Origin of the sequence: Lactiplantibacillus plantarum (assembly GCF_014131735.1) — a bacterium.
GTDB classification, from domain to species: domain Bacteria; phylum Bacillota; class Bacilli; order Lactobacillales; family Lactobacillaceae; genus Lactiplantibacillus; species Lactiplantibacillus plantarum.
Genome location: NZ_CP039121.1, coordinates 2,206,692 through 2,230,444 on the forward strand (window position 1 = coordinate 2,206,692; position 23,753 = coordinate 2,230,444).

Genomic DNA, 23,753 nt, shown 5'->3' on the forward strand with positions numbered 1-23,753 from the left:
CCTCCTTTAGTCGAGACTAATATTGCCAGTAAATTGACTGTTATATAGATCCGCATAGAACCCATTTTGAGCCATCAACTGTTCATGCGTCCCAGTTTCAACCACTGACCCATGGTTCATCACAATAATGTTGTCCGCACCCTGAATCGTTGATAACCGGTGCGCAACCACAAAACTGGTCCGGTTCTTCAGGAGTCGTTCCATGGCATGCTGAATATGCACTTCAGTCCGCGTATCAACCGAACTCGTTGCTTCATCCAAAATCAGAATTTCTGGATTAGCCACAAACGCCCGGGCAATCGTCAATAATTGGCGTTGTCCCTGTGAAATATTTGAAGCTTCTTCGTTCAGAACCGTCTGATAACCATCTGGCAATTTGCGAACAAAGCTATCAACATGGGCCGCTTTAGCCGCAGCATAAATCTCTTCATCTGACGCATCTTCACGGCCGTACTTCAAGTTGTCAAAAATCGTCCCAGTAAAGAGCCAGGTATCTTGAAGCACCATCGCAAAGTGTGACCGCAAGTCTTCACGATCCAGGTCCCGTGTATCGGTCCCTTTCAATTTAATAGAACCACCTTTGATGTCATAAAAACGTTCCAACAAATTAATGATGGTCGTCTTACCAGCACCAGTTGGCCCAACGATGGCCACTTGTTGCCCACGTTTAACGTCCAGATTATAATCCTTCATTAACAGGTCGTTATCCGCATAACCAAATTGAACGTGTTGCAGACTAATCAAGTTATCACTATCTGGTTCGGCTGGTAAGTTGGATTTCGTCTGTTTCATTTCTTCTTCATCAAGCACTTCAAAGACCCGTTCAGCGGAAGCCACGGTCGATTGAATCGTGTTCAACAAGTTCGCCATTTGTGAAATCGGTTGTGAAAATTGTTGCGTGTATTGTAAGAACGCTTGAATGTTACCTAACGAAACGTTCCCGTTAGCCACATCAATCCCACCAATGATGGCAACAAAGACGTAGCCAATATTATTTAAGAACATCATCAGTGGCATGATAATACCTGAAATAAATTGCGCTTTCCAGGCTGATTGATAATAATTATTGTTTTGGATTTCAAAATCATCGATGGCATCTTGTTCCTTGTTAAAGCTCTTGATGACCACGTGTCCAGCATAGTTTTCTTCAACTTGGTTATTCAACAACCCCAAGCTCTTTTGCTGTGTTCCGAAGAATTTCTGTGATTTCGGCGCAATCACACCAACCACCACGACACTCAGTGGAATGGTAACGAGTGCAATCAAGGTCAGCTTCCAACTAATCGTCAGCATCATCCATAAGGTTCCAACAAAGGTGACGGTACTTGTCACCGCTTGGGTTAGGTTTTGCTGCAACGTGTTGGCAATATTATCCATATCATTGACGGCCCGACTCATAATGTCCCCATTCGAATGGGTATCATAATATGAAATCGGCACCTTTTGCATCTTACCCTTAAATGAACGCCGCAACTTATACACGGTCCGTTGGGAAATCCGCGTCATAATGTACTGTTGAATAAAGTTGAACAGTGCTGAGGCCAAGTACATGATCAAAACGATCATAATAATCTGACCGATTTTTTCAAAGTTGATTGGGTAACCGGATTGACTGATACCAGCCTTCTGTTGCGCGGCCCCCTTCATAATTCCCTTATAAAGTTCGGTCGTTGCTTTACCTAAAATCTTAGGTGTTCGAATCTGGAAAATCACGGAAGCAATGGCAAAAATCATGACCACTGCCAAACCGACCCACCGGTCTGACATGTAGCGCATCAATCGAATCGCCGTTTTCCAAAAACTCTTAGGCTTTTCAACTAGTCCAGCATGACCACCGGGGCCATGACCGCCAGCAGGACGTGCAGGCTTAGTAGAACTCGTATTCTTTTCGCTCATTACAGCTGATCCTCCTCTCGTAATTGTGACTTCATAATTTCTTGATAAACTTCATTATTAGCTTTCAATTCAGCGTGGGTCCCCTTGCCGACTAACTTACCGTTATCTAGGACCAAGATCAGATCAGCATCCGCCACCGTCGCAATTCGTTGCGCCACGATAACTACGACACTCTGTTGAATCTGTTTATCCTGGCGTAATTCAGCCCGTAATTGAGCATCAGTCTTGAAGTCCAATGCGGAGAAAGAATCATCAAATACATAAGCGGAAGCCTGTTTGACAAGTGCACGAGCAATTGCTAATCGTTGCCGTTGACCACCAGAGAAGTTACCCCCACCTTGTTCAACGTGTGCATCCAGGCCGCCTTCTTCTTTAACGAAGTCAGTTGAACGAGCAATTTCTAACGCATGCCAGATTTCATCATCGGTCGCGTGTTCGTTACCGAATTGCATATTTTCACGAATCGTCCCCGTGAATAAAGTAGCAGTTTGCGGGACAAACGAAACGGCTTGATGTAAATCAGCTAACTTCAACTGCCGAACATCTTTCCCATCTAATTTGACCGCCCCACTCTCAATATCATAGAATCGAGGGATTAAATTAACGAGCGTGGTCTTCCCAGAACCGGTCCCACCAATAATGGCAACGGTCTGTCCAGAATGGGCTTTAAAGTCAATATCTGCCAGCGCTAATTGCTCCGCACTTTGATACCGATAGTTGACATGATCAAATTCTAAGCTGTGTTCAGTCGTCGCTGGTAACGTTGCTGCCTTGTCAGGGTCAGTAATTTTAGGTTCAATACTCAAGACTTCTTGAATCCGGGAAGCGGAAGCGGCCGCCCGTGGGATGAACGCAAATACCATGGCAAGCATCATGAAACTCATCAATACTTGCATGGCATAAGTCATAAACGCAATCATGTTCCCAACTTGCATTGTTTGACTACTAATCAATTGGCCACCAAACCAGACAATTGCCACATTAGTCCCACTCATAATCAAAGTCATTACCGGATAAGCCAAGGCCACAATCGTATTAACCTTAATCGCATTGTGCGTGTAATCTTGGTTAGCGTCTTCAAAACGGTCCTGTTCAAATTTATCTTGACGGAATGCTCGAATAACACGTACTCCCGTTAAGCCTTCACGAAAAACAAGGTTGATGCGGTCAGTCTTAGTTTGCATCGCCCGAAACAACGGTATTGCAAACGCCATGATCAAACCAATAAAAATCAATAGTACCGGAATAGAAACCACGAAGATCCAAGTTAATTCATGACTCTTGGTATACGCTAAAAAGCTTGCACCAATCAGCATGATTGGCGCCATAATCATCATTCGTAACGCCATCATGGCCACGTTTTGAATCTGGACGACGTCATTGGTCGTTCGAGTGATTAGTGAAGACGTCTCAACTTTATCAAATTCATCATTTGAAAAGTTGATGACCTTCTTATAAATATCCGACCGTAAATTCTTCCCTAATTGTTGTGATGACCGCGCCGCCAAAAAGACGTTGCCAAACGCTGCGACGACTGATAACAATGAAAAACCAATCATTTCAAATCCGATTTTCCAGATATAACTAATGTCACCAGTAGCCACCCCGTTATTCACAATATTAGATGTCAAACTAGGCAGATTTAAGGTCGCAATCACTTGCACGATCATAAATAAGACCGCACCGATTACCGCGGGATACGAAATCCGACCCTTTGCTATTTTAAGCATTTGCAAGCTCCCCTTCATTCATTATTACATAATAATGCAGTATCTTAATCTAACTAAAAATGGTCCTTTTGTCAACCATCTTTACAAGTCTCACGTAAAATATTGTAACGCACTCATCGCAGTTTAGCACTCAAAAGGATTTAAGAATTTATTAAGCTCGCCTTCGTAATAACACAAAAAAAGTGCTGCGTCACTAATCGCTGACACGGCACTATGCCTAAATTTAAGCCAATACTTCTTGTATATTTTGAGGTACCTGATTTGTCGCAACGGCCTCCCATGAATTCACGTTTTGTCCCTTCGTCTCAATCTTTAAATAGTGTCGTTGCTTTAGCCGGTGATCTGCGGTAAATGTCAACCAGCGTTGCTTACCTTGCGCATCGCTGGTCAGCATTCGATAGGTATAGATATCTTCGCCCATCTGACCAGTCGAGTGGCCGATTGCCTGATTAGTCCGACCATAGACCGTTTGTACCTTAACAAATGGGTTTAAGTTATCCACCGCCATTGCCAGCTCACTCCCCTGATTCTTCGTCATCGTCGGTACAATTAACAATGTACCTACACTAATCATCATAATAATCGCCGCCAACCAAATAGCCCTTTTTTTATTCATAAATACTATCCCCCGAATTAATTATTTTATTAATCGTATCGGAGTAAAGCTCCTCTGGCTACCCTAACTAGGCTTTCTTAATCAGTTTAAACGATTACTAATCAAATTCGATTTTCCTTAAACATTAAGGAAATTATTTTAACAATAATTCAATAATTATCGCGCTTTGCATGCTATTCTATTAGAATAGGAAGTAGTTTTTAAATCATGGGGGGATTTATCATGCACATGCGGGGTATCAACTTTGTATTAGGTCTCGGCGTCGCGCTCGGCCTGTTAGCAGGCTGTCAGGCGGCTTCACCGGCAACTAAACAAGCCAGCAGTCAATCATCTAAGACTAGCGCTAAAAGCGTTCACAGCTCGGCTAAACACCAAGCACAAGCACGGCCTTATCAACATTGGCATACCGTCAAAGATGTTCACTTGCCTATTTTGATGTATCACAGTATTTCTAGCGGGAACCAGTTACGTGTCCCCGCCAAAGAATTTCAAACTGAAATGACTTATCTAAAGGCACACGGCTACCGAACGCTGACTGCCAATGAAGCCGTATACGCGCTCAAACATCGGCGAATTCCACAAAAGAAGATTGTCTGGATCACACTCGACGATAGCTATAAAGATAACATGACAGCAGCTTGGCCAATTTTGAAACAGACGCACCAACACGCCACCATTAATTTTATTACCGGCTTTACCCATAAGAAAAACCACTTAACTTTAGCTGATGCTAAGCGGATGCAAGCATCCGGTAATATTGATTTTCAAAGTCACACCGTTCGCCATCTGGATTTAAATAATTTAACTTACCAGGTTCAACTTACGGAATTATCAAGTTCCAAAAAATGGCTCGATCATAATTTACAACAGAACACACAAGTTATTTGTTACCCAGCCGGCCGTGCTAATCAGCAGACCATTAAAGCCGATAAACAGGCTGGCTATCAGTATGCCCTATCAACGGCACCTGGCATCGCCACCAGCACACAGAACCCATACAATCTCACTCGACAACGGGTCGTACCTGGAATGTCGCTAACGGCCTTTCAGACACTATTAACGAGTAATAATTAATTCATAGGACCCTTACTTGTGACACGATCCCAAAACCCTTTTTTATGAGCGCTTAACAGTGCTGTTGTGATCACAACAGCCAAAACGCAAAATTGGGGTTTTAATTTGATACCAATTAGCAAAAGAGAAGCGTCATAATGCTGATATACCAGCATTATGACGCTTCTCTTTTTATCTACCGACGTCGACTTATCACCCGCACGGTAGTTATACCATTAAGGGTAGCACGCTATAAATGCCATTTATAAGCCATTTCTGAAAAAGAGAGATTTTTAATTTACAAATCGTGGAAAGCCCCAAAACATTCTATAATTCGTGGAAAGCCCCAAAACATTCTATAATTCGTTATTTCACGTCAATCGTTTATTTTAATTAACCATTATCTATTTTCAAAAGTTAGCCTCGTAATCAGAAACACTCGTTCGTATAATTATTTAAGGTGAGATAACAGAATGTTACTGGGTGACCTTTTGATAAAAAATCTTTCGTTTTAATTTTAAAATAGAAATATCATTATGCCGAATTTAACATTTACTTTTAGAGTTATAATAGTTACAGTTTGAAGTTTTTCAGCTTTACAATTGGGAGGCTATCCATATGAACACACTGCCCTTAGATATTTCTAAGAATGAGAAAAGATTGTTGGACCAGGAAACTGTCGGTTTAATTGAGTTTGTATACAATGAAGCCATGTCAAATATTCAAAACGGTTGCTGGCGCTTTACATCATCAACATCATATGAAAAGGAATCTGAGCCTATAGGATATGATACCGACAGTCTAGAACGCTATTTTAATAATAAATCAGATTACCAAGTAGATCCGTTAGAAAATCACATTCTAAGTACAAAATTTCCAGATAACGTGTCATTTATAAGCTGCTTTTACATCGTCACAAAAAACGATTTAACCCAAGATGGACATTTATCCAACAAATTTATTCAAGATATAGACAGAACTGAAATAAACAAACGAGGGTTTATTCTAGTAAAGCATAACTACATAGGACCCTTTCTAAAAGCACTCAATAACTGTGTTGCGCGAGAAAACTTAACTGGTGTTGGTTACTTTTATAGATATGTAAATTATCGCTCTCTAGATGATTATTGTAATCTAGCTATTCCGATTGAAAAGTTATTAGCTTCAAATAGAGACATCGATTTATCTGATATACCGTTAGATTTACCAGAATGTAACACAGATAATATTTACACTAAGAGCGTCAAAATGTCAGTGTTGAATAAGCCCAATTTTTTTGAACCTCAGCATGAAGGCAGAGTGGGAGTTAGCTTTGCAAAACCACAGACTACCAAAAATCATATTTCTCAAGTAACAGTTCCGAAAAAAGGCTCTGCATACTTGCAACTTAACGCACCTTCAGCTACAGGATTTTTAGAGTTTTATAATAATTATGAAGAAATCAAAGAAATAACATTTGAATAAACAACAAAACCTCACGCCGGCCAATTAAGACTAGTGTGGACTTTTTTCTTATTTTATCTAAAATTACAACTTTTGTAGTTAAAAAGCAATTTTTTACTATTACACCGATTTTTGTAATCATTACACAGTTATACAATGAAAGCGTAAATTTTACAACAAACGAAAAAAGCCCCTATACCAGCAATTGCTAGTATAGGGGTTTCGTCTATTTAATAATCAATTTTATGCCCGGATAAATCGTTGAATAGATACTCTTACCGTTTTGTGATGCTAACGTATACATGCTCAGGCCGTTTCGTTTGGCAATCGACCACCAACTATCACCTGAAACGACCGTGTAATACGTGTGAGAAGCATCCGTTTTAACGTATTCCAGTGAATTATTGGCTGGGCCTGTTGCTAGACAACCATAACCCATTAAATCGTGGCTGACGTACCCACCCGGAGTAGTATACGGTGGTTAGGTACTGACATAGCAACGTTTCGTTTCACGGCGTGCACCAAATGTGCACCAAAATTCCTAGGCGGGTAATACATAAAAAATCCCCCACGCCGAAGCATGGGGGACTAGAACAGTTCACGATTATTATACTACTTTTAGCTTGCTTGTGAGGCGGATTCTGACGCCGTTTCAGTGTCAGATGATGCAGAACTATCCACTACAGCAACTGTGGACGTTGGTGTTTGCGCTTCGTCAGCAACTTTATTAGCTGCTGCTTCGACTTGGCTTTCCTCGTCACTTTTAACTGTTGGTACTGTCACTGTTTGAACGTCAGTAATAACGCCCAGCATACCAAGGATCGTTAATACGGTATTCACTACTGCGATAATTGCTGACCAATCACCAGTAAACTTAACACCAAACATGGCAAAGACTTGTTGGATTAACACAATTAATAACGAAATAATCCCAGCGATCAATTTACCATTCAAACTACCGTCGACATTCTTAAAACTAATTTTTCTCATTTCTTTTGGTTTCCTTTTCATATAGATGTTTAAATTCCATGTCATGACCATCTAGCCGGCCTTCTACCTTAATGACCCGATTTTCAATCGCATTCATTGCTTCAGCATTTTGCTGCCTCACTTTTAAACTTTCATCGGTAAAATGGCTCAGCCGCTTGCCTAAATCGTTAAGCGGAATACGAACCGTTTTATTTAAAATCCAATTAGCCAATACACAAATACTAGTGATAATGGCAACAATGGATCCCCATTCATCCCAACCTAATCCTAATAGTGTATGCAATTACCGCACCACCAATCGCTGACCAGGATAGATAGTGGTGTAAATCGTCTTGCCGTTCTGACTAGCTAATGTAGTTATACTTAGGCCGTTGCGCTGAGCGATTGTCCACCAGCTGTCGCCAGACTTGACTGTGTAATACGTATGACTAACCAGCTGACCAACAACTCGCTTCCCGTAGGCTGGCCCATTGGTGACACCTAGCTTGATGAAGCCGTACAGGCCATTTGAACGGGTGTAGCGCGCCCAGACGTAGTCGTGTTCAATAATGACAGCATTGTAAATTACACTCTCACCCTTGTAATAGGTAGCCACTTGACGTACCTTGTCGCTATCCGTGTAACGAACAGCTAGTGTCCGGTTAGGGTAGAACACCCCACGTTGGCTGTATTTAACGACCTTAGCTGCCTGAGCCTTTTGAGCCTTCTTAACGTTGGCCTGTGCTTTAGCCTTGCTAGCAGTCGTATAGCCTGACTTGGTAATGCCTGTTAAATCGACATTGCCATCTAATCCGCCAGCTTTGTAAGTGCTAGTGAACTGGAAGATAGCCACGCCGTCCATGCTAGGGAACCAGTTATAATCCGGCTTAGTTCTCACCAGATAGTCCGGATATTCAGCTAGCCACAGGCAATTACCATAGGCACGTACAATATCAGCCACATTAACATGAGCATTGAGGTAAGCTTTACCGGAGTACAGCATCGGTGTATAGCCGGCCGCTTTAATGAGAGCCATCTGGGCTAGAATGACATTAGTATTGGCTGTCACGCTATAAGAAGCACCGTTCTCGTAATCTAGCGCTACAATACTACCCTTGGGTGTCTTAACTCGTGGCAAGTAATAGGCCATCATCGCCTTGGCATTGATCATATTGCCACCAACACCATCCCATAAATAGGTGTGCACCCGTTTGCCAGCCTGTTTAGCACTAGCCACTTGGCTAGCATAAGTGGTTTGAGGGATGTTAGTGCCACCATAAAAGCCACCCGCCTGTGAGAATACAAACTTATCGGTGCTATAGCCGAATACACCACTATTGCTTTGAAACTTAGACCAATCAACCCCTTGGTCACGGCTAGTTGAAGCCTGACTGTTTAAATTGAACATAAAAAAGGCCATAAAAATGGCGCCCACCATTAAGACGAGTGCCTTCAACTTGCGCTTATTCAATTAGGTTACCTCCTATTGTACGCTGTTATTATCTACGGTAGCTGATACCTGTGCAGCTTTGTAGGCTGTAATTGCATCTGATATTTGAGTAACCTGAGTTTGGGTAATCAGTGATTTTACTAGATAATTGCCAGCATATACAGTTGCCAAATCAGATGGAATCAATCCATTGTTAATACTATCAATTAACCCTTCTGTTAAAAAATTGCTTAAATCAAAACTCATGATAAAGAACCTCCTAGCGCTACAATAGCTGCTTTTATTTTTGCGTAATCTGATTGTGTCAAAATTTCTGATGGATTAGGGCACCAGTCAGTTGCCCTGGACCCTCGTTCAAGCTTTAGCCCCGCAATGAGCAAGGTATTAGCGTTGTCATCAGTTCTTTCAATACGAGGACTTATTTGTCCGTCTACGATTATTGTAAAAGTTCCCGTGACCCTTTGCCATGTTTCATTTAAAGAAACCTGTATGTTCCCAATGCTGACAACATTAAGACCACTATCAGTTGCAAAAAATACTTTAGAATTTCCAGTACCACTTTGGTATTTCACATACGCTGAGAAGGTGTAAGTCTCACCTTTTTTGACCTGTATAATTTGTCCTAGACCAGACCAATTAGCTTCCGTTCCCATGACTGTTAGTCCCTTAAATTTTTCTCCAGTTTTGTAAGAACTCCCCCAATGAGCCCATGCACTCGGATTGTCAAAGTCACGAGTATCAACATATAAATTTGTTCCAACTGCACTATTATCAACTTGCGTTTGAAGCTCAACAAAAGCTGGTGCTGTGGTCAAGCCAGCATTATCAACAGTGCCAGTGTCACCTTTATCACCCTTGTCACCCTTGGGACACTTAATTGTGCTTGCGGCTTTATTCATTGCTTTAACAAAGTCATCAAAGGTAATCTTGGTAATCGTGCTACCATTGGCGCTTTGAATGTTATTGGTAATAGCAAACCCAGTTGACCCATCACTAGGGTAGATTGACGTCCCAGTACTATCAACCACCCAGACTTCAATGGAATAGCTGCCAGCTGGTAAACTAGTCATCAAGTCAGCATTAAAGGTAACGGTAACTTGACCAGTCGTTGGGTCCGTTAAACTAGTTGGGTCAATAGTGGCTGATTTAAGATAGCCACTAGCATTGCCCAATTTAACGGTAATTGAAGTGGCATTAGTTAAGTCCGTTGCCACGTTATCATTGCCACAAATTAACGTAAAGCTAGTGGTGGTATCGCCAATTTTAACAGTCTGTGGTGAAGTATCGGTAAAACTAAGCGTTTTCGCCATCTTTAGGTGCCTCCTTTTCAGCCAACTTGGCATTAAGCTGATCGATTTGAACTTGAGCCATCGCTAACTGCTGGTCTTTAAGGGCAATCGCTTGGGCATAGTTACTCGTCAGCTTGTTAATCAAAGCCTGTGCATCGATATTCATAATTTAAGCCTCCTGTGTGGTTGTGGTAACTGGCTTTAAAGCGGTCAGACTGTCAATTAGTGTGTTCAACACCTTCAATTTAACCCTATCTGCTCCCCCGGCACCTCCAGCAATGGCAGTGTTAAATTCATCCATGGTAATACTTACCTGTGAACTGATCCCCAGCGTGTTAATTTGAATGCTAATAGTCATAATATTGTTCGTGTAATCTGGTTTATAATTTGTAATCAAAATGCTATCCATTTAATTTTGCCTCCAATTTGTTTAATCTAGCTTCCAATTCCATGTTGTGACCATTTAATTGGTCAATCTGCTTTTGTTGTTCCTGTACCGTAGCTAGGGTGGCATTTAAAAGCACACTGTCATCCACCCCATTTAACCTGCCGTTTTCATCACGACTAATAAATACATCTGGCAATTGCCACTGTTTTGTTACATTAACGTCGTCAACAATGCTAGATAATCGCGAATGACTGGTATTATCGTCGGTTTTGTATTGGTATGTTGCCAAGTCAATTGAGTTAACTAGTTGTGCCCAATAGGCCGTATCAGCCTTTTGAACGTCCCGCTTGACACTTAATAGGGACGATTTAACTAAGCTAGTATAGTTAACGGCACCAGCATAGATGTTAGCGGCACCGCCTCCACCTTTAGCAAAGTGAATATCACCGTTATCAGCACTAGTAAACGTATGGCCGGTATTGATGTGGAAGTTACCAATATCTAGCTCACGGTTAAACTGAATCACATTAGAGCCAGCCGTGTCAGTACCAAAGTTTGCAATATCAGATCCAGAAAAATTGGTAACTCGCCACCAAGTAGAAGCTTGGTCTGCAATAATGTTGCCATAACTGTTAAAAGTAATACCCGTGCCGTTCATTTGAAGGCCGCTAAAATGAATAGATTGCGTACTACCCCATAAATGAATACCATCTAATGGGCTAAGAATAACCTGACCAGTTAATTGATTACCGGAAACAGATTGTGAGAATGACATATCCTTGCCATTAGTAAAGCCAGAGTTCAAAGAAATTATATCGCCACTAAAATTGCCATCATAAGCTTCATATTGACTTCCGGAAGAGTTTATGGCGCGATACATGGTTCTTAGTCCGCCACCACTCATCTCTGTCCTTAGAGCGTCCATTGAGTTAAAGAGTGTCGTGGAAGCTTTGCCAGTAGGTTCAATGGTGAATGGATAAAAATTACTAGTATTGTTAGCGTCATTGATAATGTCACCATCATGGAATGTTTTACCGTTTAATGTATCAGTAATATTCGCGTTAGGAATTATAACTGGCTTCTTAGTATCAAAGTAAATCGTGTCAGCAGCTAGCGTTAGTTGACCACTAGATGATATTAGGGTATTACCGGCCTGAATATTAATCTGGTCAATCAAGCCATCTTTAGTAACTCTAAGGTTAATATCATCAGACATTTGAGAAATCATAGAGTCTTGACCACCATATACGTAAGGTGTGGCCACACCACCAAGTTCTAGTTTTAGCTCTGTAAAGAATAAACCAGAAGAAGCGCTATTATTAGACCCGATGTTGTCAACTCGAATATAGCCTTCGTTATCATTAGCTCCAGTTGTGAAAGTAACCGTATACTGGTCAATATGTGACGGAGAAGTTACCAAATTCGTAAACAGTCCGTGAACGATATCGTAATCATTAGTAGACCCATAAGTCCTAGTTAACAAATAGACATTTGCACCGACAACATTAGAAGATGCAAAAGCTTTAAATTGGAATGTATAAGTTGTATTTGGTGATAATGGAAAACGATTTGAGCCAGCGGCAGCAGTACCATTTTGAGCTGTATTTAAATAAAGCAGTGCCCCAGTGCCGTTCTGGTAGAAAGTATGTGTAGTCACTGATAGTTTCCGGTCAGTTGCCCCCCAGTTCATTAATGTCCAACCAGTAAGTGGGGTAGTAAAGTTGCTTGAATATGGAATTAAGTTGGCATTATTAGCATCTGATTTAGAAACCTTGCTAGCAATCATATCCTTAGTCTGTGTTTGATAAGTTTGAAAGTCACTAGATTCTACCTTGCTAGATATTTCCTTAGCGGTTGTAGCTTGATAGGCTGAAAAGTCACTAGTAGCTACCTTTTGGGCTATCAAGCCAGCGGTAGTTGTTTGGTAAGCTGAGAAGGTGCCATTATCAACTTTCTGGGCTATCTGGCTAGCTGTTTGTGTTTGATAAGTTGAAAAAGCACTATTACTTACTCTATCAGTTATCTCACTGGCAGTCTGTGTTTTGTCAGACGCATACTCTGAGCTAGAAACTTTGTCATCAATCAGGTCAGCAGTCTGTGTCTTGTACGTGTTAAAGTCGTTAGACGACACCTTACTATCAATCGACTTAGCAGTTGTAGCTTGGTAGGCTGAAAAGTCCTTAGTAGCCACCTTTTGGGCTATTAAGTCAGCGGTAGTCGTTTGATAGGCTGAGAAAGCACCATTATCAACTTTCTGCGCTATCTGGCTAGCTGTCTGAACCTTGTAACTAGCATAGTCTGAGTTAGCAACCTTGGTAGCTAGTCCATTTTCTAGGTCAGCAATCGTTAGCTTGGAACCGTCTTTTAGGTCTGTCACTGCTTGACTAGTTACTTTGCCATTGTCTATTGCTGTAGTTGCTTGGCTAAAGGCATTATCAGCCGTACTTTTAGCTTTAGCAGTAGCTGTAGAGTTGCTGTTTATTTCAGCACTAGCTTGACTACCAATTGCTTGAGCTTGGCTAAAGGCATTATCAGCTGTACTTTGAGCCTTAGCAGTAGCATTAGACTGGACGGCTATTTCTGAATTGGCGTAGTTGTAATTGCTATCTGCGGCTGATTTAGCGGCATTCGCTGTAGACTGTGCGATTAAAGCGGCACTATCAGCATTTTCTGCCTGACTAGCTGCATTGTCAGCCGTATTTTGAGCCTTGATAATTTTAATGCCATCATCGGTTAGAATGACCTGAGTTGCGTTAGATTCAGCCATTTAATTCACCTCCCTTCTAATCAGCCGTGCTATCATTTTCATTGATTGTCCCCTTATCAATCACACTAGCTGCCGATCGTTTCGTAATGGGTATTGTGTACACCTTTTCCTTTTCAACTGAATAGGGGTCAATTTCTAGTACCCGCGTGTTAAAGGTCACTAACAAGTAGGCCTGTGTGCCTTGGTAAAAGACGTTGCAAGTTTCCACTTCACGGCTTTCATCAGTTAGGTTGGGCATTACCATATCATTGTCAAAGTAAGCTTCAAACTCGGCTCCTTTATGCACAACATTTAACGCCCATACTTTATGGGGGTCATCGGTTGTTTCAGCTTCACCACCACCAGCCGCAAAGTAGAAGTATGGGAAGTCTAAACACTCCGATTGGTAAGTATTCTTATTAAAATCAATCCCATAATCCGTGATATTAAAGTTGTATAGCACGTTGTAATTGCCGGCTAGCAGGTCACTAGCTTTGAGAATGTCTGTGCTACCATTGTTATAACCGATTGAAACCATATCATGTTGACGGTCATAGTTAATTCGGCCGTAACCTTTGAGTGCCATAATCTGTTGAACACGACTATCGGTAGGCTGTAAAGTAAGCCCCGCTACATATGGGAACCGCACGAGAATGTAATTACCATCGTTCTTTAAGCTCACAATGTTCCAGATATAGACCGTGTTATTGACCTCCTGCACGCCGAATGTCCCACCATGTTGCCCATGGACTTGTAACATCACTGACTGCACGGCAAACTTGCTATCCTGTAAAGCAAACATGGTATCACTAGACCCACTGTCATCACGAGCCCGACTAGTTAGGTACTGCCCATTGCTTAAACGTGCCATATATTGGGTCGCTGAATGCGCCCCATTATCATCGGGACCATAGACGCCTAAATAGCTAATCCCAGTGGTGTCTAGCTTAATCTCGGGGTCATCCTGGATATAGTCGGATTCAATTGTGCCGTGTAAGGTACCAACAGCGTTACTAGTTGCATTAATTAGGTAGCCCGTTTGTTTATAGCTACTATCGACTGTGCCATCGGTATTATAACGGCGCCATATAAAGCCCTTGCTGTCAATATATGATGAAATATTGGTGCTACCTTCCCAAGCCTGTAAGATTAAGCGCTTAGTCTGCGTAGTATCCGTGAAATTGTTACCGTCAGGTGTTAAAGCAGCTGGTTTAATTGAACTAGCGTCCTTCTTAGCTTCATCAACCGCCTTACTGAGCGCATTCTGGTATTGTTCCATCCATGCTGGGGTGGCAGCTTGAACAGTTGTATACTCACCAAAGCCAACCGTGTTGCCATAAGGGTTAGCAAAGCTGATTGTCCGCTGAATAACCCGGCCACTAGCGTCTAATACCGGATCAATTAACTCATCTTTAAACCTAATTGTGGCGCCTAATGGTGGATTAAAGTTAGGTGTTACATTTACCTCATAATACGTTCTAGGGTGGTTATACAGTTTAAGCATATCCTGAGCCCATGACTTTAAACCGGCTGAGTTACTAATCTGATTAGCAGTAACAATGGCTTCATAATACAGTCCGGCTTGCCAATCAGGGTTATATTTCTGATTAGCCTCATCATCAACGATATAGGGCTTACCATTATTGACCACTGCAATCGTGCTACCGTTTGCCCCATAAGGAATCAGCTTAGTAATAGGTGTTGATACCGTTGTCCGTTTAATACTAGTCATGTTCTTGCCGAATACTGCCTCGTTATAGACCACGTCAGCATTAAGCTGATCAGTAATGACACATACCTTTTTTGTGATATTACCTTGGCTATCGATCTCAACATAAGGGTCAATCTCAACGTTATAAGTCTGGATTAGTGTCTGAATCAGCGTACTAGCTTTCGTTTTACCGTCAATGGTAATCGTTGGGGTCATCACATTAGTCGTCTGATAGTCTAGCGTCCATCCAGTGGCATTAAAACACTCGTTAAAAGCTGTCTGAATCGTACTTGCACTAGCTGTATTAGCGATAGGATAATGATGAGCTAAATTGTACAAGCATAGGTTGGTAAAGTTAGCCGTTGTGACGTGTTTAACAGCGGCGGTATTGCTTTCTTCCACGCTGTATATACGCATGACATACCAATGACCCGACAAGGCATCATAATAAGCTAAGTTGTTACCAGCCACTACCTTGTCTGAATCAGGTTGACCTTGAAGCACGTCTAATGAGCCTTGATGGTCAAACTTCTTAGACTGAGCATTTAGGTTAATCGTGCCGTTAAACGTGTCATTAGTACCCACGTTGATGTCATCATCATAGCTAGTGCTAGTTGTATCTGAGTCGGCTAGTTGAATCCTGACGCTGTCATTAGAGAACTTAGTGGCACCATCCACAGTTAGAGTACCAATTCGCTTTAAATTTGAATCTAGGATTAAATACTGGTTATTTAAAGCCATCTGTTAACCTCCTTATTTTAATTATGTAAAAAGGCCACCCAAGTGGTAAGCCTTTAAGTGTTGCTATAGTAATCTGGGTAGATATTTAAGCGTTATTTGTGCGTCATCTAAGTCACCAATCATCGTCAGACTATTAACCCCCGGACTAAGCTTGGGATAGTCCGTTGACCAGATTGGACTAGCTAGCTTACCGCCAACCGTGGTACTATCAGTCTCACAATTTAGCACGATCTCTTGACCGGCATTAGCAATGTACTTAGGTGCGTCCTGAGCTACATCATTAACTTGGTAAATATCTAGGTGGGTGATTGACATAAACGGGTTTTCATAGCCGATATTTTCATCATCCTCGGCAATCGAGTGCTTAAAGAATACTCCGCCGATACCGCCTAAAGCCGATTGATAATCTGAATTCCTATCAACAAATGTCCCATGAACAATTAGGAACCGTTTAGGGTCTTTACATGGTTGCCCATTATGACTGCCACTGGTGTAGTATTGCGTGATTGACCAGCTAAATACCTTGCCATTTTTGATTAAGTCGAGTTCTAGCCAACTAGTGCTTAGCGCCGACTTTTCTTCTTTGTTGACGACCGTGATATACTTATCGACTTTTTTATTAATGGTTTTAGTGGTTACTTTGCCATGCTTGTTGCGTGATCTTTTAACCACTGTCTTAGTCGTAGTGCCAGTTTTAATTTTAATCTTCTGGTCACGGCCATTGCTGGAACTACCTGATGGGCCTTTGCCATTGTAGAACGTCTCATGTTTACCATCACCGCCGGCAAACGTGCCACCCGGCTTAGTGATTTGTAAGTAACAAGTTGGTGTACCGCCAGAATTAGTATCAGCTAGACCAAAGCGACCAATCGTTGCCCCATTAGGGTCTAACAACAGGACTTCCACGCGCCCCATTGCACGCCCATTATGAGTACCTGAGTGCTTAATGTGGTGGATTCTAGTTTTAACTCGATAATTGGTTAAACTGTTAGTCATACCGGTAAAGCGAACAGCGGGACCATACCAGTCTGGCTGATGGCTACCATACTGTTTAACCCCATTAGCTAGCTTGACCATTAACACTTGGGTATCTCGGTTGCTATCAGCTTCACCTTGATAAATGTACTTGCCGGCGGTCTTCATCTGAGCAATGGCATTGGCATCATTAGTCCACTCAGCCATGGTATTTAATACGTCGCTGTTCACAACTTGCGTGTAAGGCTGTACTGCCACCGCTTGATCCTCATCACTATCTGGCCCTAGTCCATATTCACCACCATTTAAGGTGAAACCAATGTGTTTTAAATCCCGCTTAGGTATGACCTGAATAACCGGCTCTGTTCTAGCGGTACCATCAACAGTGATTGTATTTAAACCGTTCTTTAATGGTGTTTCAACCTGTGGTAAGGTTGCCCGTGGGTCAGATTGCACAAAGGTAATGGTTACCGTCATGTCATACATACCCGTGTTAATCGGGGCTGGGTCACTAATTGCGGTAATATGTCCCCAATATGTCACTTTAGGTTCAAAGCCAAATACTAGTGGGTACTCTTTACCATTATCGCTAGGGTCATCACTTAACAACAACCCGCTTAAATTGTGCATTATCTGATTAAAGGCATCTTGGTTATCAGCACAGTAAATGGATACCGGTATACTAATCGTCCGGCTAGTAAAATCGGTGCCATTAAATTGATTGCCATACATGGCCGGTATATCAGTCACCTGTTCAGCCATGGCCGGTGCACTAGGCAATACCACGTTACCCATCTCAACTTGTAAATCGTCCCGGCTATTTAAACTGGCATATTCAAAATCATCTCGTTGTAAGGTCACGATTTAACCTCCTTTTTAAGTTTAGCTATGTAAAAAGGGCGCCCATTTAAGGACGACCCTTTGATTGATGGCTTTAATAGCCCATCATTTGTGAATACTGTGAAGCTGTCTTATTGTCAGATTTAACGGCATTAACCACATCGGATTTAGCAATGACTGCTTGAACACTGCCCATGTTGCCTAGAATGGCTGACATTAAGCTGATTAGTTTATCAAGCTTCTCATTACTTTCACTGTTAGTAGACGCAACCTGTGTGCTAGTATTGCCATTTACCACCTGACTAGCCTGTGCAATTAACTGGTTAGCCCGTGATTTATTAGTCAACGGCAACACCATTTCAGGTTTGTTGTGTTCAGCAACCTCAATCAACTGGTTAGTGTTGATGATGCCACCGTTTTCGTAACCTTCAGGCCCACTAACACGATCAAACGCACTAGCACCTGATCCGTATTTAGCCTTCATATAGTGGATACCAGCTAGCAAGTCATCATAACCATTAAGTGGATTGTTATGACCAGGGAACTTGTAGGCATCAAATGTTGGCTGGATAGTTTGAACCAGCCCTTTAGATGGAATACCCATTCTAGCGTTAGCGTCCCAATTGTTGACCACTGACGGGTCACCGTTTGATTCACGTGCAATAACCTTCATCCAAGCCGAGACTTGACTAGCACTGGCTTCAAAGCCGTTCTTCTTCAACGCTTTGATAACGTCTGGCTTCCAACGTTGAACACCTGAACCACCGGGGTTACTACTACCGCCATCGCCAAACTCATCGGCTAACTTGCTGATGAACTTCCAAAAGCCTGAGCCAACTTGCTTTTTAATGGTGCCTAACAGCCCACTAGATTTAGAAGACTTATCTGAGCTAGCGCTATCTGATAAACCAGGTACTCGCCCATAGCCAGCAAACGACCCATAGCCACCGCCATGAACTTTACTGATACCCATACCATCATGCTCATTTTCAGCACTGTAAAACTCGCCATTACCGGTGTATACCCCAACGTGATCGCTACCACCTGGGCCAAAGAATACCAAGTCACCCGGTTTAGGATTGCTGACATACTTAGACGCCCTATACTGCTCGCCACTAGTCCGTGGGAAGCTAATTCCAAGCTTCTTTAGCGTGTACTCAACTAAGCCGGAACAGTCAAACGCACTAGGGCCCTCAGCACCGTAAACATACTTGTTTGTGGCGCCATATTTCATCATCGCATTAACTAGCGTAGAACTAGAAGCACCACTGTCTAGGCTGTCACTAACGCCGCCCCATAGGGTTGACCACCACGTCTTAGCTTGTTTTTCAACACCATTAAATAGGCCGTGACCAATGTTACTCATGACACCTGAGACGCCCTTAGAAGACCAACTAAACAGGTTTTCTAGTGACTTAATTGGGTGAGCAATAATATTTTCAGCGGTCTTGAATAACTTCTCTAAACTGCCTACCTTTTTACCAACCCAGCTAGTCACACCTGAAATGCCACTAGTGACACTGTTTAAAATGTCACCAAATAATCCAGTCCCTTTAGCGTACTTAGTCACGCCTTGCATTGCCATTAACATGGCTGTCTCACTGGCATTCAATACCTCAGTGCCAGCGGGTAGCATCATCTTAGTGTTACGGCCTTGAACAATGCCTGAGTCACCATTAGGTAGCATGACCATTTCTTTGTTGCCAGTTTGAGGGCTATCATTACCATCATTTAACATTGCCATAGTAGGGCGTGTAATCGGATTCCGCGACCCACTAAACATACCAGTACCTTCGGCAAAATGAACATGGCTTAAATCACCGATAGTCTTCCTCTTACCACCAAATGTATGGATGACACTATCAACCGCATTAATCCCACCGTTGATAATGTCGATAACATCGTTCATGCCATCTTTAGCAAAATTCTTTAAATCCTTCCAAAGACCTTTGAAGATATTCTCAACGCCGGTTCCTAAACTAGACCAGCCTGATTTGAATGAATGTTTGAATGTTGAGAGCCAGTCACCCATTGAATGGCCAAACACTCTAGTATGGCTCAAGTCTTTGTTCCAATAGCTATGCAGATTAGATCGCATGGTGTCCCAATGACTGTTCCAACTATGTGCAAAGCTCTTTTTCCATCCAACCCATCTGGATCCCATACTACTAAAGAAATCTCTAGTATGTTTAATTGACCTGTTCCAGTAGTGGTTTAAGTTGGAACGCATATCATTCCAGTGGCTGTTCCAGCTCTTTCTAAAGCTAGACTTCCAACCGTCCCACTTCTTACCCATGCTAGAAAAGAAGTCTCTAGTGTGCTTATAGGAACTGTTCCATGCACCATGCAAGTTCCTAGTCATAGCATTCCAATGGCTGTTCCAACCTTTTCTAAAGCTGTTTTTAAAGCCATTCCACTTCTTACCAACGGTGCTAAAGAAGTTCCTAGTGTTCTTAACGGAACCGTTCCAGTTGTTCCTGAGCGATTTACCCATGGCTGACCAGTGACCGTTCCAGCTCTTTTTAAAGCTAGACTTCCAAGTGTTGAAACTATCTGAAACGGTCTTAAACCACTTGCCGAACTTAGTCTTGCTAAACGCCTTAGAAGCGTCATTGACCTGTTTGTCCATCGCCTTCTTAAAGCCCATTTTTTGAATGTCTTTGCTAAAACCTTTAGACCACTTTTGAATATTCTTACCAGTTTTAGTGTCCTTTAAGAACCATGTAGCTAAGCCTGCAAATGGGTTAATCAAAGTAGTTAATATCTCGGTCTTGTGTTTTTTAAAGAAACCGGTAGTGGTTTTAGCCCATTTACCCATGGTGTTGCCAACTTTACCTAGCGCTTTGCCTACCGACTTGCCAACATTTGAACCCCATTTAGCGATACCTTTGCCAAAGTTAACCACTGACTTAAATGTCTTGTTAACCCATTCACGGAACGGCTTAATGTGCTTGTAAGCCTCGTAGAATGCTACACCTAAAGCAACCACAGCGGTTAAAACTAGGCCGATTGGATTAGCTAATAATAGCCTTCCCAATGATAGAAATGACTTACCTAGTGTTTTAATGCCAGCACCTAGCACACTGAATGCCTTAGAAGCGCCCTTATAAGCGATCTTAGCCGTCCACTTCAAGCCCTTACCAATCTTGCCACCGACTGATTTAGTGTGTGTCCACATACTACTAAGCGCACCTTTTGCCTTAGTGGTGGTTACACTAGCAGCCATCTTTAACCAGTGCCCCATTCCAGTTCCTGAACGCTTAACAAAACTTGCAAACTTGGTTAGTTCGCGCTTGCCTTCAGCGCCATCAACCTTTGGTTTGAACACAAGCCGGCTGAGCTTGCCACCTAGGCCCTTCGCCAAGTCTAAGCCACTGAAGGCTAGCTTTAATGCAGATATACCCTTACTTGCTACAAAGGCACTAGAAGCTAAACCAGCGAATACTTTAGGGTGCTTCTCAGCAAATCCACCAACAATCTTCAGTATAGGTTCGATGTCCTTGAGGGATTGTACAAACACATTGAATGATGTCTTAGAAGCAGTCTTCATCGAACTAAAGAATGACTTAATCTCTTTTTTGTGAGCAACAATATTAGCGCCCATTTTATCAATGCCTTTTGCTAGATTAGCCAACATTTTATCTAGCGTATTGCCAACGTTGAAATTCTTACCGGCAAATGCTTTAGTTATGTTGTTAATCTGCAAGGCTAGCGCATTGCCAACATCTTTAAACTCAGCTTTAGTATTCTTATCACCAATCCACTTGGTAAACTGGCCCATTAACGGAGATTTCATATTGGCAATTGGTTTGTAAATTGCGTCTAATAACGCCGGCATTTGAGTTCTGATTGATCGTTCCATACCGGGTATGGTCTTCATCAAGTTTTCTGAAGCCTTGGCATACTTACCACCAAGTGAGTTCATAACTTCTTCAGCGTCTTTAGCACTAATCTTGCCGGCACTCATCTGGTCACGTAGTGTTGACATGGTTAGCTTACTGTTATGCTGTTGCTTCTTTTCAAACTCCAACATCTTTTCAGCGTACATTGGCAATTGGTCATTAATCATGTTGAAGTCGCCAAGCTGCATCTTGCCACTTGATAGCATATGAGTGAAGTTAGTGCCTAGTCGGGTAACATTCTCATCACTTAGGTTAAGCGTATCACCCAGCGTTAAGATGGACTTAGTTAATTCTTTAGTCCGTGGTGCATTATCAAACACATGATAGAACGACTGGTTAAGTTCATCAACCACATTGATATTTTGATTGAAAGCCGAAGCTAACCCATTACCAATGTCGACCATTTGTTTACCTTTTCCGTTTGAACCGGTTAAAGTAGTCCATGTGGCCGTCATTGTGCGTTGTTTGTTATCATATTCTGTTACAGCACTAGTAAGTTCGCCAAAAGATTCCGTCATACTTGACAAAGCATTGGTAATCCCATTAGCAACTAAATGGGCGCCTAGAATTGTACCGAATAAATGAGATGTCTTCTTAGCCTTGTCATCAATGCTATCAAGCTTAGAACGAACACCGTGCATAAATCCATGAGGTTCTTTTTCCATCGCTTTAAGTAGCTCGTTTTGGCTAGTCTTAGCTTTAGCCATGGCTGTTGCGGTTTCATTAACACGCACTTGCTGACGTTTATAAGCGTCACTAGTAGCACCGCTGGCCGTCTTAATTCGTTCCAGTTCGCTAGTTTGGGCCTTATACTGAGCCTCCATGTTAGAATAGGCCTGTTTTAAACCACCCAATTTAGCCTTGTTGGCTTCGGCTGACCTACCTTCGGCTTCTAGGCGCTTAACATAGGACTCACTTAAAGCTGTACTCTGTTTATAGCCCTTTTGTAGGTCTGCTAAGCCTGAATTGTAATACTGTAGCTTTGACTTGGCCCGGTCTAGCTGACCACCCATTGAGTCGTATGACCGACTTGCCTTGTTAATCTGGTCAGACAGCTTTAGATAGGTTTCTTCACCATCTTTAGTATCCCTGTTTAAGCCTGCTTGACGGGACTTTAACTCATCAATTTTAGACTTTTGCATCTCCATTGACTTAGCTAACCCGTCTACCCTAGATGCGGCCGCCTTTTGATACTCTCCAGCTGATTTTAAGGCCGTCTCTTGAGCCTTCCAGCCGCTAGTATTGGCTCTAACCTCAGCTGTCAACGTCTTGAGTGATTTAACAGCTTCTGCTGAATCTAGGCCAACCTTACTAGTCATCTCACGGCCGACTACTTTTTTAGCCATTTATTTAACCTCCTTTTAGGCACAAACGCTTATAAGCCATACGTTTGATTAATGGATTCTAGTGGGTCAACCAGTTCAGCACGGTCTTCCTTTTTACGAGCGTTTAAACTAGCCATCATATTAAAAAATGAGCTATCATCAAATTCTTTCGGTGATAACCCCTCGGTTAATAATTGTTTAGCTAGTAAGTTGAAGTCTTCCTGTTGGTTTTTCAACTTTAAGACTTCCTTTTTAAGCTCACCGTTACGTTTGTGCCGGCTTATTTTGACGACTTAGCGTCTTCGATGGCTTTACGTTGCTTCTGTTCAGACAGTTTAATATCAGCGTCTGAGATACCGTTTAACCGCATGATTAGGTAACCGACACCTTCGCCAAACCGTTCAATTGAGATGGTATCGTTAATCGTTTCCATCTGCTTGTCAGTGTAGCCCATAACCCGTTGTACAAAGCTGGTCATTTCGTCCTGTAATTCTAGGCCGTTTTTCATTGCGTCTAGTTCGGTAACTTCTTTTTCGGTGTCTTGTGATTCCAACATACCAATTTGAACTTTGGTAGCTAATCGAATGATATTGTTAGTTGGCGTTACATCAGCCGTCTTGTTGATTTTAAAATAGTTTTTAGCATTGATTTTCATAAAAATTACCTCTTTCATTTATTT

General features: G+C 42.1%; 19 protein-coding genes. 2 read left to right on the top strand and 17 right to left on the bottom strand.

The features are described 5' to 3' along the window. Window positions 1-6 precede the first annotated feature (6 nt). The 3 genes from E5260_RS10350 to E5260_RS10360 all read right to left on the bottom strand — a co-directional run bounded on the left by E5260_RS10350 (window position 7) and on the right by E5260_RS10360 (window position 4,242). Entirely contained in the window at window positions 7-1,896 is a 1,890-nt protein-coding gene (locus E5260_RS10350; protein ID WP_003641422.1) for an ABC transporter ATP-binding protein, read from the bottom strand. Continuing rightward, window positions 1,896-3,626 carry an ABC transporter ATP-binding protein gene (locus E5260_RS10355; RefSeq protein ID WP_003644665.1) on the bottom strand — a complete coding sequence of 577 codons (1,731 nt, stop codon included), beginning with the start codon at window positions 3,624-3,626 and terminating at the stop codon, window positions 1,896-1,898. Before E5260_RS10355 ends, E5260_RS10350 begins: the two co-directional genes overlap by 1 nt. 223 nt (window positions 3,627-3,849) lie before the next feature. Further along, window positions 3,850-4,242 (bottom strand): YxeA family protein, encoded by a 393-nt coding sequence (locus tag E5260_RS10360; protein ID WP_003641420.1) that lies wholly within the window; start codon window positions 4,240-4,242, stop codon window positions 3,850-3,852. A 222-nt stretch (window positions 4,243-4,464) separates the two neighbouring features. On the opposite strand from E5260_RS10360, the gene E5260_RS10365 reads away from it, so the two are divergent. Beyond that, window positions 4,465-5,316: a polysaccharide deacetylase family protein gene (locus E5260_RS10365; RefSeq protein WP_003644667.1), complete on the top strand. Its 852-nt coding sequence runs from the start codon at window positions 4,465-4,467 to the stop codon at window positions 5,314-5,316. A 597-nt stretch (window positions 5,317-5,913) separates the two neighbouring features. Further along, window positions 5,914-6,759: a hypothetical protein gene (locus E5260_RS10370; RefSeq protein WP_003641417.1), complete on the top strand. Its 846-nt coding sequence runs from the start codon at window positions 5,914-5,916 to the stop codon at window positions 6,757-6,759. 205 nt (window positions 6,760-6,964) lie between these two features. On the opposite strand, the gene E5260_RS10375 is transcribed toward E5260_RS10370, so the two are convergent. The 14 genes from E5260_RS10375 to E5260_RS10440 all read right to left on the bottom strand — a co-directional run bounded on the left by E5260_RS10375 (window position 6,965) and on the right by E5260_RS10440 (window position 23,729). Continuing rightward, window positions 6,965-7,177, bottom strand: a complete 213-nt coding sequence (locus tag E5260_RS10375) for a LysM peptidoglycan-binding domain-containing protein (protein WP_003641416.1) — start codon at window positions 7,175-7,177, stop codon at window positions 6,965-6,967. Window positions 7,178-7,356: 179 nt separating this feature from the next. Beyond that, entirely contained in the window at window positions 7,357-7,728 is a 372-nt protein-coding gene (locus E5260_RS10380) for a phage holin (protein ID WP_003641415.1), read from the bottom strand. Next, complete coding sequence (locus E5260_RS10385) at window positions 7,715-8,011, bottom strand: hypothetical protein (protein ID WP_003641414.1); 297 nt, start codon at window positions 8,009-8,011, stop codon at window positions 7,715-7,717. The genes E5260_RS10380 and E5260_RS10385 overlap by 14 nt, the downstream gene beginning before the upstream one ends. Continuing rightward, window positions 8,012-9,178, bottom strand: coding sequence for a GH25 family lysozyme (locus E5260_RS10390; RefSeq protein ID WP_003641413.1), 1,167 nt, complete (start codon window positions 9,176-9,178; stop codon window positions 8,012-8,014). 12 nt (window positions 9,179-9,190) lie between these two features. Then, window positions 9,191-9,403, bottom strand: a complete 213-nt coding sequence (locus E5260_RS10395; RefSeq protein ID WP_003641412.1) for a hypothetical protein — start codon at window positions 9,401-9,403, stop codon at window positions 9,191-9,193. Next, entirely contained in the window at window positions 9,400-10,467 is a 1,068-nt protein-coding gene (locus E5260_RS10400) for a phage head spike fiber domain-containing protein (protein ID WP_003641411.1), read from the bottom strand. The genes E5260_RS10395 and E5260_RS10400 overlap by 4 nt, the downstream gene beginning before the upstream one ends. Continuing rightward, window positions 10,451-10,612, bottom strand: coding sequence for a hypothetical protein (locus E5260_RS10405; RefSeq protein ID WP_003641410.1), 162 nt, complete (start codon window positions 10,610-10,612; stop codon window positions 10,451-10,453). Before E5260_RS10405 ends, E5260_RS10400 begins: the two co-directional genes overlap by 17 nt. A gap of 3 nt (window positions 10,613-10,615) precedes the next feature. Then, window positions 10,616-10,855 carry a hypothetical protein gene (locus tag E5260_RS10410; RefSeq protein ID WP_003641409.1) on the bottom strand — a complete coding sequence of 80 codons (240 nt, stop codon included), beginning with the start codon at window positions 10,853-10,855 and terminating at the stop codon, window positions 10,616-10,618. Then, complete coding sequence (locus E5260_RS15515) at window positions 10,848-13,601, bottom strand: carbohydrate binding domain-containing protein (RefSeq protein ID WP_003641408.1); 2,754 nt, start codon at window positions 13,599-13,601, stop codon at window positions 10,848-10,850. The genes E5260_RS10410 and E5260_RS15515 overlap by 8 nt, the downstream gene beginning before the upstream one ends. 16 nt (window positions 13,602-13,617) lie before the next feature. After that, a complete protein-coding gene (locus E5260_RS10420; protein ID WP_003641407.1) occupies window positions 13,618-16,032 on the bottom strand; it encodes a phage tail spike protein in 2,415 nt (804 codons plus the stop codon). Between the two features lie 63 nt (window positions 16,033-16,095). Beyond that, on the bottom strand, window positions 16,096-17,868 hold the full coding sequence (locus tag E5260_RS10425) for a phage tail domain-containing protein (protein ID WP_003641406.1): 1,773 nt from the start codon (window positions 17,866-17,868) through the stop codon (window positions 16,096-16,098). Between the two features lie 73 nt (window positions 17,869-17,941). After that, window positions 17,942-23,095, bottom strand: coding sequence for an NlpC/P60 family protein (locus E5260_RS10430; protein ID WP_003641405.1), 5,154 nt, complete (start codon window positions 23,093-23,095; stop codon window positions 17,942-17,944). A 29-nt stretch (window positions 23,096-23,124) separates the two neighbouring features. Further along, a complete protein-coding gene (locus E5260_RS10435) occupies window positions 23,125-23,310 on the bottom strand; it encodes a hypothetical protein (RefSeq protein ID WP_003641404.1) in 186 nt (61 codons plus the stop codon). Between the two features lie 44 nt (window positions 23,311-23,354). Beyond that, complete coding sequence (locus E5260_RS10440; protein WP_025015704.1) at window positions 23,355-23,729, bottom strand: phage tail assembly chaperone; 375 nt, start codon at window positions 23,727-23,729, stop codon at window positions 23,355-23,357. Window positions 23,730-23,753 lie beyond the last annotated feature (24 nt).

What these genes read in the sequence shown, in the direction of transcription:
- E5260_RS10365 (WP_003644667.1), top strand. Translation starts at nt 4,465, where the DNA reads ATGCACATGCGGGGTATCAACTTTGTATTAGGTCTCGGCGTCGCGCTC.
- E5260_RS10375 (WP_003641416.1), bottom strand. Translation starts at nt 7,177, where the DNA reads ATGGGTTATGGTTGTCTAGCAACAGGCCCAGCCAATAATTCACTGGAA.
- E5260_RS10395 (WP_003641412.1), bottom strand. Translation starts at nt 9,403, where the DNA reads ATGAGTTTTGATTTAAGCAATTTTTTAACAGAAGGGTTAATTGATAGT.
- E5260_RS10410 (WP_003641409.1), bottom strand. Translation starts at nt 10,855, where the DNA reads ATGGATAGCATTTTGATTACAAATTATAAACCAGATTACACGAACAAT.
- E5260_RS10355 (WP_003644665.1), bottom strand. Translation starts at nt 3,626, where the DNA reads ATGCTTAAAATAGCAAAGGGTCGGATTTCGTATCCCGCGGTAATCGGT.
- E5260_RS10350 (WP_003641422.1), bottom strand. Translation starts at nt 1,896, where the DNA reads ATGAGCGAAAAGAATACGAGTTCTACTAAGCCTGCACGTCCTGCTGGC.
- E5260_RS10440 (WP_025015704.1), bottom strand. Translation starts at nt 23,729, where the DNA reads ATGAAAATCAATGCTAAAAACTATTTTAAAATCAACAAGACGGCTGAT.
- E5260_RS10380 (WP_003641415.1), bottom strand. Translation starts at nt 7,728, where the DNA reads ATGAGAAAAATTAGTTTTAAGAATGTCGACGGTAGTTTGAATGGTAAA.
- E5260_RS10370 (WP_003641417.1), top strand. Translation starts at nt 5,914, where the DNA reads ATGAACACACTGCCCTTAGATATTTCTAAGAATGAGAAAAGATTGTTG.
- E5260_RS10430 (WP_003641405.1), bottom strand. Translation starts at nt 23,095, where the DNA reads ATGGCTAAAAAAGTAGTCGGCCGTGAGATGACTAGTAAGGTTGGCCTA.
- E5260_RS10360 (WP_003641420.1), bottom strand. Translation starts at nt 4,242, where the DNA reads ATGAATAAAAAAAGGGCTATTTGGTTGGCGGCGATTATTATGATGATT.
- E5260_RS10400 (WP_003641411.1), bottom strand. Translation starts at nt 10,467, where the DNA reads ATGGCGAAAACGCTTAGTTTTACCGATACTTCACCACAGACTGTTAAA.
- E5260_RS10420 (WP_003641407.1), bottom strand. Translation starts at nt 16,032, where the DNA reads ATGGCTTTAAATAACCAGTATTTAATCCTAGATTCAAATTTAAAGCGA.
- E5260_RS10405 (WP_003641410.1), bottom strand. Translation starts at nt 10,612, where the DNA reads ATGAATATCGATGCACAGGCTTTGATTAACAAGCTGACGAGTAACTAT.
- E5260_RS15515 (WP_003641408.1), bottom strand. Translation starts at nt 13,601, where the DNA reads ATGGCTGAATCTAACGCAACTCAGGTCATTCTAACCGATGATGGCATT.